The sequence below is a fragment of the Dehalococcoidia bacterium genome, assembly GCA_003597995.1.
GTDB lineage: Bacteria > Chloroflexota > Dehalococcoidia > Dehalococcoidales > UBA1222 > SURF-27.
In genome coordinates, this window is the sequence record QZJY01000034.1 from 1 (window position 1) to 17,342 (window position 17,342).

Annotated in this window: 22 protein-coding genes; 9 read left to right on the forward strand and 13 right to left on the reverse strand. The window is 51.8% G+C overall.

The annotated features are described in order from the left end of the window. Positions 1-420: 420 nt before the first annotated feature. The 4 genes from C4542_05055 to C4542_05070 all read left to right on the forward strand — a co-directional run bounded on the left by C4542_05055 (position 421) and on the right by C4542_05070 (position 4,722). Complete coding sequence (locus C4542_05055; GenBank protein RJO61978.1) at positions 421-2,154, forward strand: TIGR04190 family B12-binding domain/radical SAM domain protein; 1,734 nt, start codon at positions 421-423, stop codon at positions 2,152-2,154. Between the two features lie 122 nt (positions 2,155-2,276). After that, positions 2,277-3,227, forward strand: a complete 951-nt coding sequence (locus tag C4542_05060) for a prenyltransferase (GenBank protein ID RJO61979.1) — start codon at positions 2,277-2,279, stop codon at positions 3,225-3,227. 223 nt (positions 3,228-3,450) lie between these two features. Next, positions 3,451-3,834 (forward strand): DUF4418 family protein, encoded by a 384-nt coding sequence (locus tag C4542_05065; protein ID RJO61980.1) that lies wholly within the window; start codon positions 3,451-3,453, stop codon positions 3,832-3,834. A 210-nt stretch (positions 3,835-4,044) separates the two neighbouring features. Continuing rightward, positions 4,045-4,722, forward strand: coding sequence for an ABC transporter ATP-binding protein (locus C4542_05070; protein RJO61981.1), 678 nt, complete (start codon positions 4,045-4,047; stop codon positions 4,720-4,722). Between the two features lie 389 nt (positions 4,723-5,111). Here the strand turns inward: C4542_05070 and C4542_05075 are convergent, their stop codons facing one another. Continuing rightward, positions 5,112-5,633, reverse strand: coding sequence for an archemetzincin (locus C4542_05075; protein ID RJO61982.1), 522 nt, complete (start codon positions 5,631-5,633; stop codon positions 5,112-5,114). A gap of 101 nt (positions 5,634-5,734) precedes the next feature. Between C4542_05075 and C4542_05080 the strand changes: the two genes are divergently transcribed. The 3 genes from C4542_05080 to C4542_05090 all read left to right on the forward strand — a co-directional run bounded on the left by C4542_05080 (position 5,735) and on the right by C4542_05090 (position 7,554). After that, the gene (locus C4542_05080; GenBank protein ID RJO61983.1) at positions 5,735-6,232 is read left to right on the forward strand and encodes a hypothetical protein; all 498 of its coding nucleotides are present in this window, start codon (positions 5,735-5,737) and stop codon (positions 6,230-6,232) included. Between the two features lie 30 nt (positions 6,233-6,262). Beyond that, entirely contained in the window at positions 6,263-6,787 is a 525-nt protein-coding gene (locus tag C4542_05085) for a hypothetical protein (protein RJO61984.1), read from the forward strand. Positions 6,788-7,023: 236 nt separating this feature from the next. After that, entirely contained in the window at positions 7,024-7,554 is a 531-nt protein-coding gene (locus C4542_05090; protein RJO61985.1) for a hypothetical protein, read from the forward strand. A gap of 35 nt (positions 7,555-7,589) precedes the next feature. Here the strand turns inward: C4542_05090 and C4542_05095 are convergent, their stop codons facing one another. The 10 genes from C4542_05095 to C4542_05140 all read right to left on the reverse strand — a co-directional run bounded on the left by C4542_05095 (position 7,590) and on the right by C4542_05140 (position 13,240). Beyond that, entirely contained in the window at positions 7,590-8,021 is a 432-nt protein-coding gene (locus C4542_05095; GenBank protein ID RJO61986.1) for a hypothetical protein, read from the reverse strand. A gap of 39 nt (positions 8,022-8,060) precedes the next feature. Then, positions 8,061-8,303 (reverse strand): hypothetical protein, encoded by a 243-nt coding sequence (locus tag C4542_05100; protein RJO61987.1) that lies wholly within the window; start codon positions 8,301-8,303, stop codon positions 8,061-8,063. Between the two features lie 122 nt (positions 8,304-8,425). Beyond that, positions 8,426-8,656: a hypothetical protein gene (locus C4542_05105; protein RJO61988.1), complete on the reverse strand. Its 231-nt coding sequence runs from the start codon at positions 8,654-8,656 to the stop codon at positions 8,426-8,428. A 133-nt stretch (positions 8,657-8,789) separates the two neighbouring features. Further along, positions 8,790-8,999: a zinc ribbon domain-containing protein gene (locus tag C4542_05110; protein RJO61989.1), complete on the reverse strand. Its 210-nt coding sequence runs from the start codon at positions 8,997-8,999 to the stop codon at positions 8,790-8,792. Between the two features lie 175 nt (positions 9,000-9,174). Further along, positions 9,175-9,594, reverse strand: a complete 420-nt coding sequence (msrB, locus tag C4542_05115; GenBank protein ID RJO61990.1) for a peptide-methionine (R)-S-oxide reductase — start codon at positions 9,592-9,594, stop codon at positions 9,175-9,177. A gap of 176 nt (positions 9,595-9,770) precedes the next feature. Further along, positions 9,771-9,950, reverse strand: coding sequence for a hypothetical protein (locus tag C4542_05120; GenBank protein RJO61991.1), 180 nt, complete (start codon positions 9,948-9,950; stop codon positions 9,771-9,773). Between the two features lie 399 nt (positions 9,951-10,349). Then, complete coding sequence (locus tag C4542_05125) at positions 10,350-10,649, reverse strand: GIY-YIG nuclease family protein (protein RJO61992.1); 300 nt, start codon at positions 10,647-10,649, stop codon at positions 10,350-10,352. Positions 10,650-10,749: 100 nt separating this feature from the next. After that, a complete protein-coding gene (locus tag C4542_05130) occupies positions 10,750-11,514 on the reverse strand; it encodes an ABC transporter ATP-binding protein (GenBank protein ID RJO61993.1) in 765 nt (254 codons plus the stop codon). Next, entirely contained in the window at positions 11,484-12,251 is a 768-nt protein-coding gene (locus tag C4542_05135) for an ABC transporter permease subunit (protein RJO61994.1), read from the reverse strand. Before C4542_05135 ends, C4542_05130 begins: the two co-directional genes overlap by 31 nt. Beyond that, complete coding sequence (locus tag C4542_05140) at positions 12,245-13,240, reverse strand: ABC transporter substrate-binding protein (GenBank protein RJO61995.1); 996 nt, start codon at positions 13,238-13,240, stop codon at positions 12,245-12,247. The genes C4542_05135 and C4542_05140 overlap by 7 nt, the downstream gene beginning before the upstream one ends. A 185-nt stretch (positions 13,241-13,425) precedes the next feature. Between C4542_05140 and C4542_05145 the strand changes: the two genes are divergently transcribed. Beyond that, a complete protein-coding gene (locus C4542_05145) occupies positions 13,426-14,157 on the forward strand; it encodes a hypothetical protein (GenBank protein RJO61996.1) in 732 nt (243 codons plus the stop codon). Between the two features lie 143 nt (positions 14,158-14,300). Further along, entirely contained in the window at positions 14,301-14,480 is a 180-nt protein-coding gene (locus C4542_05150; GenBank protein ID RJO61997.1) for a hypothetical protein, read from the forward strand. Positions 14,481-14,507: 27 nt separating this feature from the next. Here the strand turns inward: C4542_05150 and C4542_05155 are convergent, their stop codons facing one another. Together C4542_05155 and C4542_05160 are read right to left on the reverse strand one after the other, a co-directional pair. Further along, entirely contained in the window at positions 14,508-15,032 is a 525-nt protein-coding gene (locus tag C4542_05155) for a hypothetical protein (GenBank protein RJO61998.1), read from the reverse strand. A 166-nt stretch (positions 15,033-15,198) separates the two neighbouring features. Further along, positions 15,199-16,923: a sodium:proton exchanger gene (locus C4542_05160; GenBank protein ID RJO61999.1), complete on the reverse strand. Its 1,725-nt coding sequence runs from the start codon at positions 16,921-16,923 to the stop codon at positions 15,199-15,201. Positions 16,924-17,342: the final 419 nt, after the last annotated feature.

The window sequence follows — 17,342 nt, forward strand, 5'->3', positions numbered from 1 at the left end:
ATACTTTGTATCAACAGTTGGGGTAGAGGAAGGTCAGATACTCAAGTATGTTGAATACCAAGGTCGCCAGGATTCAGGACAAGCGAAGCTTGAAATATAGATACCCACGCGCTTGCGCGTGGGTATCTATAATATCAGGAACCCCCTGGATTCCCGCTGGAGTTTACGCTGAGATTGCCTCTTGCGGGCGAATGTGCTGGGAATGACAAGGGACGCGGGGAATCTCGATGATATGGGGAGAGGCTGCTGAAGCGTGCCAGATTCTTCGTCCAGGTCGGGACTCAGAATGAAACAATAAGGCGGGGGCGTTAGACAAAAAATTATGCAAAATGTTATAATCACGTTTAATTCAAGAGGAAAAAACCCGAAATCCGTTTGCATAATTCCACTCCATTTACGATAATTTTAAGAGGACTAAATATGCCGAAAACCGACCTTATCCTGCTGCACGCTCCGCATGTATATGATTTCCGCAAGATACCCCAGCTATACGGCCCGGTGAGCGACCTGGTGCTGGCCACGCCCATATTCGAGATGTACCCGGTGGGCCTTTCCAGCATTTCCGAGTACCTCGAGCGAGCCGGTTTCCGCACGCGCATTGTCAATATCGCCTGGCGTATGCTGCGGGACGCGCATTTCGACGCCGAAGCCTTCATAAAAAAGCTCGACGCGCCTGTTTTCGGCATCGACCTGCACTGGATGGTGCATTCGCACGGCTCCATCGAAATCGCCAGAATCGTCAAGAAATACCATCCTGACTCCAAAGTCATTTTCGGGGGTTACTCCTCCTCTCGCTTCTGGAAAGAGCTTATCCAGTACCCGGCGGTGGACTTCGTCATGCGCGGCGATTCCACCGAGGAGCCCATGAGGCAATTCATGATAGCGTTGAAGGCGGGCAGCGACCTGTCCGGCATTCCCAATCTCGTCTGGAAGGATGCCTCCGGTGCTGTTCACGAAAATGAGTTCAGCTATGTGCCCACCGACATCAGCCATGTCATGGGAAACCACTACGGCACGGTGGTGCGCCAGGTGCTGCGTTACCACGACCTCGCCAGCGTGGTGCCCTTCAAGGGCTGGTTGGAATACCCTGTGACGGCCGTCTTCACCTGCCGCGGCTGCAACTATAACTGCATCTTCTGCAGCGGGGCCAAAGGGGGCCTGTCCGCCTTTGCCAACCGTAAGACGCCGGCCTACCGTACCGCAGAGGATATATTCAACGATATTCAGAACATCAGCAATATAACGCGCGGCCCCATCCTGCTGGTGGGGGACATCCGCGAGGGTGGGGAAGGGCGCGCTCACAAACTCCTGAGACTGATAAAAGAACACCGCGTCAAGAACACGCTCATGCTGGAGGCCTTCAATCCCATGCCTCCCGAATTCGTCAGGGAGCTGGCACAGGCCGCACCGGGCTTCTCGCTGGACATGTCGCCCGAGTCGCACGACCCTGAGGTGCGCAAGGTGTCGCTGGGCCGGAGCTTTTCCAACGAGGACATGGAGAAGATGATTGAGACCGCGCTGGATGAAGGCGCCAGCCGCGTGGAGATATTCTTCATGATAGGGCTGCACAAGCAGACTAAACGATCCGTTCTCGATACCATCGATTACTGCGAAGACCTGCTCAAAAAGTTCAAGGCCGACAAGCGTCTCTTCCTTTTCATGGGGCACCAGGCGCCCTTCATGGCGCCCGGCAGCCTGGCTTTCGAGTATCCCGAGCGCTACGGTTTCCGCCTCCTCTACAAGACGCTGGAAGAGCACCGCCAGGCTCTCACGCTGCCGAGCTGGAAACACAGCCTGAACTACGAGACCGAGTGGCTGTCGCGTGACGAGATAACCGAGGTGACTTACGAGGCCATCGCCCGCCTGGCCAAACTCAAGGCCAAGTACGGCCAGATAACCCAAAAAGCGGCCGATACGCAGCTTGAACGCATCGAACGTGCTAAGGCCCTCGAGGCCAGGATAGAAAAACTCTTGAAGAGCGGGAAGCGTGACGAGATAGCTGTCCTCAAGCCGGAAATGGATGCTATCAACGGCTTCACCGCCTCCGAGCGGCTGGAGCTCGAGATACCCATCGGGCTGGTGCGCATCAGATATTTTTCGGCCATTCGAAATATGCTTTTCAAACGCAAAAAGAAGGTGGCCTTCGCGCAATAATCCTGAGACGCGTGATCCGAATTTGACCATTCCTTAAAACATGGATGAGGTCAGACGAATAGTAAACAAGGTAACCTTATCTGATTCAGGTAAATGGTTCAATCAGGTTTTATAGATAGGTTATGATGAAAATTAACCGGATAAAACTCAACGCTTGGATACAGGTGCAGAAGCTGCCGCGCCATTCCAACGACGTATTCTCTTTCGTGCTTGGCTCGGTGCTGGCATGGTATTACACGGGCAACTTCAACTGGCTGGTATTCACCGCATCGCTGGTTGCCGTTTTCTTCATCGCCAACGGCATCTATCTCACCAACGAGGCGCAGGACTACGAGGGTGACCGCCGCAACGTTGAGCGCATCGGGGCCGGGGGCGGCATGAACCTGACCAGCACGGGCGGTACGCAGGTGCTGGTGCGCGGGCATCTTAAAAAAGAGCACGTGCAACTTGTCGGAATGCTATTCTTCGCCGCGGCCATACCGCTGGGGCTAATCGTGCAGTTTGTGGGCAAGACGGGCTGGGCTACTATCCCGCTGGGCGTACTGGGCATCTTAATCACCTACAGCTATTCCAACCCGCCCATCAAGGCCTCTTACCGCGGCCTGGGCGAGACCTTCATGCTTATTGGCTATGCCATGGTGATCTTTACGGCCTATTATATCCAGGCAGGCCCGAGCTGGCTGCCCATTTTGGTGGGATTGCCACGCATCCTCACCGCCGCGGCGACCAAGGGCATACGCAACTTTCCCGATGTCAAAGCCGATGCAGCATCGGGCAAGCGCACCTCAGTGGTCATTTTTGGGCCGGAAAAAATGCGCTATGCCTATATAGCCTTGGTGATCGGGGCGATACTGTCGTTTGCCTTCACAGCCATCGTGTCGAAGTCGGTCTTCGCCCTGCTCAACCTCTGGCCTATCGCGTTCTTCATTCAGAGCCTGATACCCATGCTGAACGGCCAGTGGCGCACGCGTCCCGGGCTGGAGCAAGCCGCCAAGAAGGGCTTCAAGGGCGGGATGCTCACTCCCATAACCATTTCACTGACCTTGCTGCTCAACGGCTGGTTGCATTTTTAGCTGTCAGCGGTCGGCAATCAGCTATCAGGACAAGCGAGGGAGAAGAGAATAATGCAAGCTTTATTGTTACTTCTTCTTCCTTAAATTTTCAGTTACTCTGAATTTAACAATCTTTTCTACAAGCCCATAAGGAATGGGCTTATCTAAAGGGAATTTAATAGATCGAGTGATTTCTGGCAAAATCCATTCAAATTGCTAAAATCGCATAAAAGGAGTATAACAAATGGTCCGAAGGATCCTAGGTATTCTGATTATTATTCTGGCTATCGGCATTGCCGTCGTACCGCAACTTACTAAATGCGATGTGTCTACGATGAAGTGTAATTACACGGCAGATGCCGAAATGGCGCTGGCGCTGCCAATATTGATTGAGGGGCTGGTTCTGGTTATTGGTCGCAAGGAATCCCAGTTCGGGCTTGCATTGGTAGGCGCAGCCCTCGGCATATCCGTAATCCTCGTCGCTTATGTCCTGATAGGCGTCTGTAGCTCAACTATGATGACAATGGACTGCATTACCATAATGAAACCATCGCTGCTCGTTCTCGGCCTGTTGTTGATTTTGGCTAACATCGGCCTTCTCTGGAGCTCAATGCGAAATAAGACGTAAACATACTTTTTATGAATTGGGCTCCAGTATACTGGCTGGAGCCCAATTCAAGGTAACACGTTCCCTGTGTTTCTTGGCCAAACGGGAACGAGTGTTGTAGGAATTTGTACGGTCTAGTTAGTAACGTCCCATCAACGGTTACGCTGGCGGCGCTGGTGCCGGCTTTCAGAATCAGCCGCATGGAACCGGCGATAGCGGCGAGGGAATAACATGATAAAACTTGTAAATGTCACCAAGGAATTCAATCTGGACGAGCAGGTTATCACGCCCGTGCGCGATGTCAACCTGGAAGTCAGCAAGGGCGAGTTCGTCATCATCATAGGCCGCTCGGGCACGGGCAAAAGCACCATGCTCAACCTGGTGGCCGGATTGATAAGGCCGACAACAGGCAGCGTTCTGGTCGAAGGCCGCGACCTGGCGCAACTTTCGGACAAAGAGATGTCGCGTCTGCGCAGCCGCGAGATGGGTTATGTTTTCCAGTTCCCCAGCCTGTTGCCTGCGCTGACCATTCGCGACAATATCGCCATGCCGTCCACCTTCAGCGCAGACGAAAACAGGAAAGGCTCGCCAAAACGCGCCGAGGATCTGCTGGAGATGCTGGGGCTGGGAGAGCGCATGGACTGCTATCCACGCCACCTCTCAGCAGGCGAGCAGAAGCGAGCGGTGATAGCGCGTTCACTGATGAACGAGCCCAGGATACTGCTGGCTGACGAACCCACCAGCGACCTGGACGAGCGGACGGAAAAGGAGATAATGGCGCTGCTGAAACAGATACACGACAGCGGTGTAACCATCCTGATGGTCACCCACAGCCTGGGGCTGGTGCCCTATGCCACGCGCGCATATAGCATGGGCAAGGGAAAACTCGAACTGACTCACCAAAAGTAAATATATAAAGAGGTGGCGGCCTAGAATATTGAGACCTCATCCCCTGGCCTCTTCTTCTCGCGAGGAGTCCGCCTGAGGCGGATTCCAGAGGGGGCTGCACCCCTCTGGACGCCCCGGTTTCACAATTCGGAAGGCCGGATTCAAAGAGGAGAAAGCATTAACGCGCAGCTTCTTATTATCAGTTGAGATCTTTATAAGCAATCGTTTGTGGTGAGTCGTTAAAAATCCCTCTTAATCTCCCCCATTCGACTTCGCTCAGGGCAAGCTCTTTCCAAGGGAAGATACAGGTTGAAGATGGGTTTGCCCCCACGACATGCACTGGATTGTCGGGTCAAGCCCGACAATGACAATAGGATAGGCCTGGTCCTCCGTAGTCCAAGTGAGGAACCTCATCTCAGCTTGAGGGCGCAGCGCCCGCAGATGTCCCTCGTTTTCCAGTCCACGTCTTCGGGGTTGGGGCAGAAGCGCATGACGCACTTTTTATCGCGGCAGTGCCCCAGGCCGAAAAGGTGCCCCAGCTCGTGCACCGCCTCTTTGACGGCCCTCTCCTCGAATATGGTACGGTCGTGAGCCTCGCCGAAGAATTCGGGATGTAAGCGGTGGAGCGAGAGCGTGGCGATGCCATCGGCGATGTCGGCCTCGCCGTAGATGTAGTCGAAGCCGGGCGAGTAAAGGTCCACGTCAACCACGCCGAGTATTTTGTCTCCCGCGCTGCGTTTGAGATGCCTGAGGCGCGTCAGCAGGAGCGGGGATTTGTACTGCTCGCGGATGGGGTCGTAGGCATAGGTAAGGCTGGTGATGCGCCGCCTGATTTCCACCGGCCGCTTGAAGGCCGCCTCGGCGGCCCCCCGCAACGCCTCTAAAACGGCGGAACCCGTGTCCGACATCTGCACCAGAATGATGCTCTGCATGGCATTGATTCTATATCTACTGCATTCCCCGTTCAACTCGGAACAGGACTTCTTCTTGTTTATGTTGATTCCGGTGGTATAATAAGTATGCTATGAAAGCGATGAATAAAACCCCAGCTTTATCATCAGCGATTGTGTCCATCATCACAGTGCTTGTGTTTTCTCAAGTTGCTTGTTCAGGGCAAACCCAATCAAATTTCATCAAGTATGTCCCGCCGTCTTATTATAATTGCACTGACACGACGCCTGAAAACCTGCTCCAGGCATACTTCGGCCGCTATAACGCCGTTCCTGGAGCCGAAATCATCTTCAACGGGCAGGTTTTTGTTTTCAAGAACATAGTAATAACCGACTGCTCACTCAAGTATGCCACAGCGGACTATATATGGGTACAGAGTATTATCAAGTGCTATTTCCTTCAGAGTGGGAGCGTGCGTCAATTGAGAGCGGGCCAAAAAGTTGACGTTGTAGGAGTGGATGCAGGCATTTCTAAAGAATACACCGGGGCGCTTGTTTTTACCGGGTGCGTATTTTTACCGGCGGGTTCAGTCCAAATTCCCGTCGAGGGTATTTCAGCCCTGACTCTCCCGTCTTATTGACAAACGCTGAGGACTGCTGGAATGAGACACATGGCGCTCAAAGGTTGTTCTCTGGCAGCCACTGTGTCGCTGGTCATTTCCGCAATTCTTGGCGGAGGCTGCAAGGGCTCGACAAGAGAAAATCTTGTTCCCTATGTTCCACCCGCATACCTCGAATGCACCGAGATCACAACCTATGAGTTAGCCTTTTCCTACTGGTCGCCGTATTCCATGCGTATATTTGAAGCCGAAGGCCGGGCGATACCCGGGGAAGCTTATATAGGGGAAGTATTCGTCATCAAAAATTATCCAATTACTTCTTACGTGCTCAAGGAGGGCAAGAGGGGTTATATCTGGGTGGATATGATCAAGTGTTTTGCGCTTAACTCAAGAGACTTATTGCGTCTGAAGGCCGGAACTTTCGTAGATGTGGTTGGCGTAAACAAAGGCCCCGAAGCTAAGGATTATCTGGAATTCAGCGAGGGAGTACTGGTATTCGTCGACTGCGCCATATTACCTGCCGGCGCCATAAAACTCCCGACCGAAGGCAGCTCATACGGCGTTCCGGTGTATTAACCTGAGTATCTACACGGAAGTTGATACTCCCTGAACGAAATGCGGGATATTTGTTGAGATATGACTATAGCTGCCCATCAAACACAGAAAGAGCTTCACTTATACCAAAGCCATAGTAAGACAAACAAGCCTGACAATGTTAAATGTAACATTTATTTGATATTCCCATTCCATATTTTGTGACTTTGTCATGTCAGCCGCCTATAATTTCATTATCAAAGCAGGAATTATCCGAAATGGAGGGGCACATGAAGAAAAAGTTGTTAAATCATCCCATATCTCTGGCGATATCCGCTGCAGCTATGACTGTCATGCTGATAGCCATCCCCGCCTGTACGACCGGCAAGACAACGGTGACTGCTACAGTGACGGTTCCCCAACCGCCAATCTCTACTATTCCTGGCACCGGCTCGCTGGCTAACGGGCAGAATATATTCCTGACAGCCGTGGATTCAGATGGCGTTCACGTCACAGCCCAAGGGTTTGCCATGATGTCGCGCTGGTTTGCTTGCGCCGATTGTCATGGTCAACAGGGCAAGGGCGGCACGGTCTATATGATGATGGCACAGTATGAAGTCCCTAACATCACTTGGCCGGTACTGACCGGACCAGACTTTGTGCCTCCCTTCACAGTGGACACTGTGAAACGAGCCATAACAGATGGAAAAGACGAGAAAGGCAAGGCACTCGACCCCTTCATGCCGCGGTGGAGTATGTCCACGCAGGACTTAAGCGACGTGGTGAGCTATTTACAGACCCTGAAGTAGCCTCGGGGACAATTGCTCATGGCACGGAGGAACCCCTACAACCCGATCGAGGTTATTTGGTACTTGAACCCGTATCCGGCCTTCACCGCCACCCCCTCTATCTCCTTGCGGATTCTGGAGTAATCGAAGCTATAACTGTACCGCTTGCCAAAGAGGTTCGATTGTTCGGCGATGCCGCCCTCTCTCGGCCCGGTGCCTGTCTTATACGTCTCCGCCTTGAAGCCGAAACCGGGGCTGACGCCGTCTGTGCCTGAACTGATGCCTGAACCTGATTCTTTAAGCATCTCGCTGAAACGCAGCTCTTTGCCGGCCTCGTCTATGCGGAAAGCGGCGCGATACGCCAGCTTCTTGGTGGACAGGAAAGCCTTGCGTTCGGCCACCGTGAATTCGAACGAGTAAAGTCCGTTCTTTTCTTTCAACCCGGCCGGGATGGCGGCTACGATGGATTTGATGTCGTCAAGCAGCATAATAAGTCACACCTCTCTAAAAATCCAAAATGGATAGAATCAGCGCAGGATGAATCCGGCTATCACCAGGCCTGCGCCCAGCGCCAGCCCGATAATGCCCCCTATAATGAGCGCGCCGGGCTCGGGGCGTTCCGGCGTGTGCTCCATAAACTCCCGCAGGTCGTAGCGCTTCGCCAGACCTTCGTCCAAATCAATCGCCTCTTTGCGCCCCCACAGCAGAAAACCGATACCCAGAAGGATGAAAAAGCCGCCCAGGACAAACGACCAGGTTGCGCTCGACATGGCTTCCTCCTGTAAACGGAGATTACCTTGCAGATACTATATGCGAATGCGAAGCGTTTGACAAGATGCCTGATAGTAAAAAGAGGATGGCCGCAAGAAAATATCCGGGGAAAAGTTGAGGTTTAGCTGTCCTTGGTTTTATCTTCGCGGGGGGTTTTCGGCTTGGCTTTGATGCTGATGTTATCGGCGCTGAAGGGAGAAAAACCCTTGATGATTTTATCGCCGTCTTTTATTTCTAGGCCCGCGCCGCACTTGTCGCAAGTCTGGTAACGGGGATTGGCCAGAGCCAGCCCGTAATAGCATTGCCCGCATTGAGGACACTTACCTTCCAGCATATTGGTAACATTATACAATTCGCTTACTACCCGGTGTCAACCGGTTTTGGGTCATTTTTATAAAATATTATCGATGCCTGATAGTACTAAAACCTCCGAAATCGGCGGCTTTTAATACGTTTACGGGGCAAACTGCCCCGATGTTTTACCCTCAGCCGCCGCTGTACTCGCTCGGCGCGCAACTGAAGCCGCTGGCGCTGAAGGTCGAAAACTGTTTCTCCAGCGCTTTTTTGCCGCATATGGGGCAGGCTAGCTCGTCATCACTATCGTAGAAATGGCGGAATAATTCGAGTTTGTTGCCGCATTCCTTGCAGATATATTCGTAAACAGGCATTTCTTTATCCTTTATTAGTATATGCATATATTGTAATATATCCGGCAAGAAAGGTCAAATGCCACTCTCAGGATATTCCCAAATCGAGACTGCCAATCGTGCCAGATCCTTCGTCCCGCCTCAGACGGGCGGACTCAGGATGAGAGGAGAGATTGCCGCGCTGCTCTATTGGATATGGAAATCTGATAGATTGTGAATGCAATCAGCGGGGCGTTTTAATCACTCCATGCGGGATGAAGTTCAGAGCTATCGAGTTCATGCAGTAGCGCAGGCCTGTCGGCGCCGGGCCGTCATCGAAAACGTGCCCCAGGTGGGCATCACATTTGCGGCACAGCACCGCCGTGCGCGCCATACCTCCGCTGGCATCAACTTCTGCCTTCACACTCTTTTCCGATACAGGCGCATAATAGCTGGGCCAGCCAGTGCCCGAATCATATTTAGTTTTGGAACTGAAAAGCTCATTGCCGCAGTTGGCGCAGGAGTATATCCCCTTTCCCTTGAAATCGTGATACTTGCCGCTGAAAGCCGGCTCGGTGCCGTTACGGCGCGTCACACGGTACACATCAGCGGGAAGAATACGCTTCCACTCGGCGTCGCTTTTTATCACTCTGTCTTCGCTCATGTTCTCCTCCGGTCAAAGGACGGCCTCGTCCACCCTGAATATAGAGGAAAAGACATGACATGCGCATAAAAAAAGACGCCTATTTATTAAAAAGTCATTAAATCATGTGCCGTGTGAAAGCAAAAAGCCCGCCTGTTTTTTCACAGGAAGGCCTCTTAGGGGCGGATTGAGTTCGGCTAGCCGCAACTTTTGCCGGAGCGGTTGCGGAAGAGGATGAAAATCGCAAGCGCCGTCGCCGTGCCCACGATGGCGGAGGTTATGTAATCGGCGGCGACAAGCTCATGGTTCAGCCGCCATTCCACCAGCAGGTTCACCGCGGCGGCAACAACGCCCGCGATAGCCGCCGACAGAAACAAATTCTTTTTACTCATTTACCCTCGCAATACGTTAATCATAATAAACTCGCTGCGAAGTTTGCAAATCTTAGCTTTCCGCCGGGAGTTGATGGCCTAATCACCTGGAAGTTCAACATCAACTCGCACGTGCTGAAAGGTGAGGCGATATACACTTCCATCATCAAGACGAACGGCGATGAGCTAGGCGTGACGTTAAAAAGACGATATAAGCCGCCCGATTTAGCAAATGGGGAAAAAGCCCCCTTCTTCCAGATTCTTCGGCCATCCACCATGGCCTCCAGAATGGTACCTACCTAGTATCCATGCTGGAAGCCGCAATGGGCGGCTGAAGCATCCGGTGGGGCGGGGAAACACCCCTCCGCCGGATTCTTCGGTCCGCCTGGGCGGACCGAAGAATGGTCAACCAGAGAGCAATCCGTCATATAAATCCAGCCATTCCGGATTTTGTCCGCTAACAAGGTCAACCTTCTTTTGCCTCAGGAAGCCTTTTATTTGCTTTTCTCGCGCGATTGCCGATTCGCGGCTCTCGCATACCTCGTAATACACCAAGGCGTTCACATTGTATTTACTCGTGAATCCATCTGCCAGCTTATTTTTATGCTGATAAATTCTTCCTGCCAGATCGCTGGTAAAACCTGTATAAAGCAATCTTCTGCTCGTATTACTTACGATATAAACATAATACTGATGCTCGTCCATATTTCATCACATTATCGGAATAAACCCAAACCACCGATAAGAGGGCTTCCCCTTCTTCCAGATTCTTCGACCTCCACCATGGCCTCCAGAATGGTAATTTCTAGATATCCTCCCCGAATAGCCCCCTTATCGTATTCTCCATCTCGCGCACGGCGTCCGAGTCGCGCGGCCTCGGTCTTGGCAGTCTCACGCTGATGATACTCTTGATGCGCGCCGGCCGCTCCGACAGCACGATGATGCGGTCGGCCATGTGGATAGCCTCGGCGGAGTCGTGGGTCACCAGCATCAGGGTAACCTTTTTCTGGCTCCATATGCGCAATATCTCATCCTGCAGTTCCTCGCGGTTGCGCAGGTCGAGGCCGGTGAGGGGCTCGTCCATAAGAAGTATCTCCGGCTCGGTGACGATAGCCCGCGCCAGCGACACGCGCTGTCTCATGCCGCCGCTGAGCTCGTGCGGGTAGGAATTTGTAAACTCGGAGAGCCCGACGAGAGCCAGCGCGCTGTCCACCGCCTCCAGGTCGCGCCCGTCGCGTCCGTCCTTGCGCAGTTCCAGCGACAGGTACACATTCTGCCGGGCGCTGCGCCAGGGCAGCAGCCGCGGCTCCTGGAAGACGACAGACACGTTCTTGAGGTCATCGCGGTTTTTGCGTATGTCCTCTCCGTTAATGAGGATTGTGCCGGCGTCGAAGGGTATCAGCCCGGCGGCTATGCGCAGCATGGTGGTCTTGCCGCAGCCGGAAGGACCCAGTATGCACACCAGTTCGCCGCGCTCCACGGAGAAGCTGATGCCGCCCAGCACGCCGAGCGGGCCGAAGCCCTTGCGCAGGTCTTTTACTACGAGGGCTTCAGTTCCTGTGGTTTCCATTTGCGCATAAACCGTCTATCGATATAATTGAAAATACCGTAATCGAAGGCGATGATGATGATAGCGGAAATCATGGTCCAGGCGAAGACGCGGTCGATGTTATAAACCTGATAAGATATCCAGAGCATGTAGCCGATACCGCTGACGGCGCCCAGCACTTCGGCCAGAATGACCACTTTCCAGGCCACCATGAACGAGCTTTTGATTGCGGCAAATATGTATGCATACAGCATCGGCATTATCACTTTGCCCAGGACTTTTAGACGGGAACGGGTATAAGTGCTTGCCATTTCCACCAGCGACATATCCAGCTCTTTCAGCCCCTCCCAGATGTTGATGATGAAAAAGGGAGCTACCGCCACGGCAATGACGAGGATGGGGGTGGTCTGAGAAAGGCCGAACCAGATGACCAGCATCAGCGCCCAGCAGATAGAAGGCACCGACTGCAGCAGAGGGTAGATTACGGAGCGCACGGCCGCCTCCGCCAGGCGGTTGTAACGCGTGGTTATGGCGAGCAGTGTGCCGGCCAGCAAGCCAATCAGCGTGCCCGCCAGCACACGGAAAGCCGTGTTGCCTATACTTTCCCAGCCTTTGGAAGAAGATAGAATATGTATGAATTCGCGCAGAGTCTGCCCGGGAGTGGGCAGCAACTGGGAGTTAGCGGAAGCTGCTGCCGCCCACCATAATGCTATGAAGGTAGCTATGGCCAGAGCCTGCAAAGCGAGGCGTTTTACCATTTTACAAAAACGGTGGCCGGGTCGGGCAGTTTGGAGATAATGCCGCGCTCTTTTACAAACCCGAAGATGGCCATCACGCTGGCCTGCAATTTGCCTTCAACGGGAGCGAAAGTGACCGAATAGTGGTCTTTATAGGCCTTCTGGTATAATTCCGCGCTGCCGCCCTTCTCGGCGACATATTTCTGCGAGAGCTCCACCATGTGTTCCCTGCCGTACTGCCCCGATTCTTTCAGCAGGTCATAGACCGCTTTGACAACGTCGCGGTTGTTCTTCAGGTAGTCCGCCTGCACAACCAGAAAAGTGGCCGGGTTGTAAGTGCCGTAGGCGTGCTCGAAGGCCTGGTCCACGTTCCATAATACCTTGAAGCTGGGATTATAGTAAGTCTGAACGGAAGGGTCGGCCAGGAGTAGAGCGGCATCCAGGTCGCCCTTGCCCAGAAGCGTTATCAGTTGCGGAGCCGGGCTGTCCACCAGCGTCATCTGGGTTTCGCTTATGCCGTAGACAGACTTGAGCAGCCCCAGGAAAGTGCCTGCCGCGGCGGTCTGAAGGCCGGGAACCCCCACCTTCTTGCCGACCAGGTCCCTGGGGGAAGTGAGCTTGCTGTCTGCCTTGGTGTATACAACGTCCACTCCCAGGCCGGAATCAAGCCCGGTGTCCGCCAGGTATATACCCATCGCCTGGAAGGCGATATCGCTCTTTTCGGTGGCGGTGGCGAAGCCGGTTATGCTCATGGCGCCGATGGGATAGGCGCCCGCCAGCAATTGGGCGTCATTGCTGGTCGTCAGGTCTATGGTGACGTCTACCTTGTCCGAGGTTATCAGGCCGTTCATGATGGCGTAATTATTCATCCAGGTGCCGAAATAGGGCACCATCACCACTTTGACGGCTGCCTTGGTTTTTGGAGCGGACGAGCAGGCCAGAGCGCCGGTCGCCAGCAATACCAGACAGAGCGCAAACGAAAGCGGGGCAAGCCATTTGTTGTATTTCAAAAACTTTATCTCCCTCTATGTTTTCTTAAATACGCAACAGAATACCAGCATATCCAATCGGAGTTCTGCCTCACCAAATATAGCATTGAGCCGCGTTTCTGTCATGAGCCCCCGGGACCCATGTCACAGCCCCGCCAAAGATGTAAAATACGTTACATAGCTTTGAGAGGAACTGGAGGAGCGTTATGCAGATAGACGATTTTCTGGAACTGGTGCGCGCGCGCAGAAGCGTGCGGCGCTTTAAAAAAGACGAGGTGCCCACAGAGACCTTAGAAAAAATACTGGAAGCTGCCCGCTGGGCCATGTCGGGGGCCAACGCGCAGCCCTGGGAGTTCGTGGTGGTCAGGGACGCCGAGATGAGAGCAATAGTAGTGGACTCGTGGCTGGCTCCCAACCAGGAGGCCTACGTCATCGAGCAGACGCGCGTACCGGAGGTAAGGCACCATCACCTGCGCGCGCCCCTAACCGTTCCCAGTTTCAGGGACGCCCCGGTGCTGATAGTCATGGTGGGCGACCGTCGCACCTACCAGGCCACCGCGCTGGCCGCCAGCTTCCTGATGACAGAGGGCTCCGCCGATGCCATCTACCTCAAGAACATGGCCAACGCCACCCATACTCTGCATCTGGCAGCCACGGCAGCCGGGCTTGGCTCAGAATGGATAAGCGTCAACCGTCCCTGGGGCCAGGCGCTCAAAAAAATCCTGAATATACCGGAGATACTGGAAGTGCAGACGCTGGCAGCCATCGGCTACCCGGCCTACAAGCCGAACCCGTCTTACCGCAGGCCGCTGGCCGACATCGTGCATTATGACAAATACGATATGAGCAAATACCGCACCGGCGAGGACATCTATAACTATATCGTCGCGCTAAGGCAGAATACCGAGCCGCCGTACAAGCATGGGCTTAGCGCTTAATCACCGAACGATTTTCGATGGTTTGGTTGGTGTTCACCAAAAGGCAAACACCCCAATGTTCATTCAATGCGAATAATAACCGTACCTCGCAATTAAGTTATCAAAGCAACATTTGTTACATTGGTATTATACGAAATTTAAAAATGTATAAAAAAATCTTATTAACTACCACTATTGGTTCCCCGTTCCAGTTTACTTTCCAGTTACCTCTCTTTACGATTTTTGGAAATTTATTCCAGCTGAAGAACGAATTATTTCCCGATACCGTTCTGCGATATCTAACTCTGCAGGCGATGCAATTGGTCATAAGAAAGCCTCTCTGACCCTCTTTTAAGTCTTAGGCCGATGCTCTACCAAGAAATGCGAACATTGGCGTCTGTCAGCCCATATTTGGCCGGTTTTCCTCCAGGCATGGGCCCTACCCGGTAATGTGGTCCTCCATTATTGGGGCATGGAAGTTGCGGGTGTAGCAGTCCTCCGTGCGCTACTCTGAGAATCTTTCTATCTATTAGTCTGCTCAGCCCTATACACCCCCATGCTGTTTGTATATCAACTTCTTTATGTTTTCGCTCATATTCTTCTTGTACTTCTTTAGCGGCTTGTGTCATAAGTAATTCAACTACCTTATTTTCTGGCAGTCCCCTTTCGATGCCAACCTTATGAATAGCTATCTGCATAATGTATCTTTTGTTTTTGCCATTCATTTTCCATTGTCCTCTGATTTGGTCAAATTTCTCATATATTAAAAGCGGTAACAGGTATCCGGCCACCTTTTCAGCCAGGTTTTCACTATCCTGCATTTCTTCTCTGATATGAATGCCAGTTTCTTTTTTTACTCTTTCGGCAATCTGCTCCAATCTATCAAAATAATCCATCAAGTCCTCCTATTTATTGTTAAGGGAGTTCCATTGTCATATTCCTTACTTGAGAAAAAAGATACAACATAACGCTATAAAACGTCCGCCCTAGTCCGCATATCCATGTTCGTGCTTAAATTACTCTGACAATAAAGGAAGGCAATTTAATCAAGTGTCAATGAGTTTATACATTATCTCCCCGGATAAACCGCGGTAACTTGCCACTTGTTTTTATATTTAACATCAGACGGTTAGTATCTGCCTCGGACCAATCAGCAGATGATAGCACTCTTCGTATGAATTCGAGGCTTGCTTCAAATTCGGGGCTAATCAGTTCCTTAACGCCCAACTTCCGTAACTCTACAGCTTCTTTTTCCCGATGAACACGCGCCACGATTTTTAATTTTGGGTTGTGTGCTAATGCAGCTTTCACTGTTGAAAGGACAGCCAAAGGGTCAGGGAATGTTACCACCAGCACTTTAGCCAAATCCAGGGATGCATTTGAAAGCACATGCGAATTGCTAGCATCACCATAAATGCAGTTTGTTCCATTACAATTCAGTTTGAATACCACTTCAGGATCAATTTCAATCACGGAATAGGACACCCCCGCATGCGCCAATCCATGAGCTATGTTTTGCCCCACTCTGCCAAAACCGGCGATAATTACCTGCTCGCCAAACGACAATGGCTCATCTACTGTTTTTTTCATTTTAGAGTTAGTGGGCAATCTTGTTAAAGGCTTCCGGATTTTATCTTTATATAATAAAGACACCATGCTCATAGACAAAGGTGTCAGCAGCATGGTGATGATAGCGCTGCTCACCAGTAATGAATAAGTTGACCTTGAGACAATGCCGGCGGTTACACCGCCCTGAGCCAGAATGAACCCAAACTCACCGATTTGAAAAAGGCCGACGCCCGCGATAACAGCTACCACTCCTTTGTAGCCGAAGGACCAGGTTATTCCCGATACAACCAGGAATTTGATGGCGATAATCAAGGCAACAGCGGTAAGAATCATCGGCCATTGATCCATTACAAAACGGAAGTCAAGCAACATTCCCAGGGAAACAAAAAACAAAGCTGCGAACACATCTCTGAGCGGGGTTACCTCAGCCAGGGCTTCATGGGCGAATCTCGTCTCACGCAATACCAGGCCGATAAGGAAAGCGCCGAACACAGTAGAAAGCCCGAGGATCTGAGTGCCAAGCGCTGTTCCAAGACTGAGGACAAGCACTATTAACAGGAACAGTTCCCTGGAACGGATACCGGCAACCCTACCCATCAGCCAGGGTAGAAACCATAAACCGGTGGCGATCGTTAAACCAATAACGAGCAATGCTTTGCCAGCAGAAGTGGCAAGAGTAAGCAGTAAATTATCTGTTCCGCCTGCAAGTAACGGGGTAACGAGCATCATGGCGACCACGCTGATATCTTGCACGATCAGTATGGCAATCATTATTCGACCATGAATGCTGTCAAGCTCGCCCCTATCCATCAGAATTTTCAAACAAACCATTGTGCTGCTGAGAGAGATAACGAGCCCGAAGATAATAGCTTCTGACAGTGGCCATCCAAAAACTAGTCTACCGGCGAAGGTCCCTAGCAAGGCGGTCAATAATATCTGAGCAAAACCACCCCATAGGCCTACCTTGCCCACCTGCCTCAATTGGCTGATGGAAATTTCCAATCCGAGGGTAAACATCAGCAGGGATACGCCTATTGTTGCTGCGGATTCAACCACGGACGAATCGCTAATCACCTTTAAGGCAAATGGACCTATTAGCGCCCCCACTACCAGGTATCCGAGGATAACCGGCTGCCTGAGACGGTGTGCAACCATACCGCCCACCAGAGCAGCTGCAAGTAATATAGTGAAACTTACAAAAATATTTTCTTGCGGCATGTTAACCCACGATGAATTGGTAGGGAAAACTATGAGAATCTGTGTTATTATATCACATTCACAGGCACGAATTAAAAGGCATTTTCAGACAACTTGAGCTAAAAACGAAACAACATTCAAAGCTCCATAGTGGATTATCAAAAGGGGCAAATGCAGGGCTATTCAATGAAACGAAAGTTGATGCCGTCAGGGACATAAAAACAATAACTTGACGTCAAATCGCAACATATGCAGGAATGGCAGACATCCTTATAATCCCAATAATAGATATAGGAATCCAGGTTCTAATATATTAGAGAAATCCAACAATAGTCGGGAGTAAATAAACTTCCCACGACCTTACGGTCGGGGTATTAACAGATACGAACTTCGTTCGGTCCGCTTCGCGGCGAACTACATCCCTCGACCACAATGGTCGG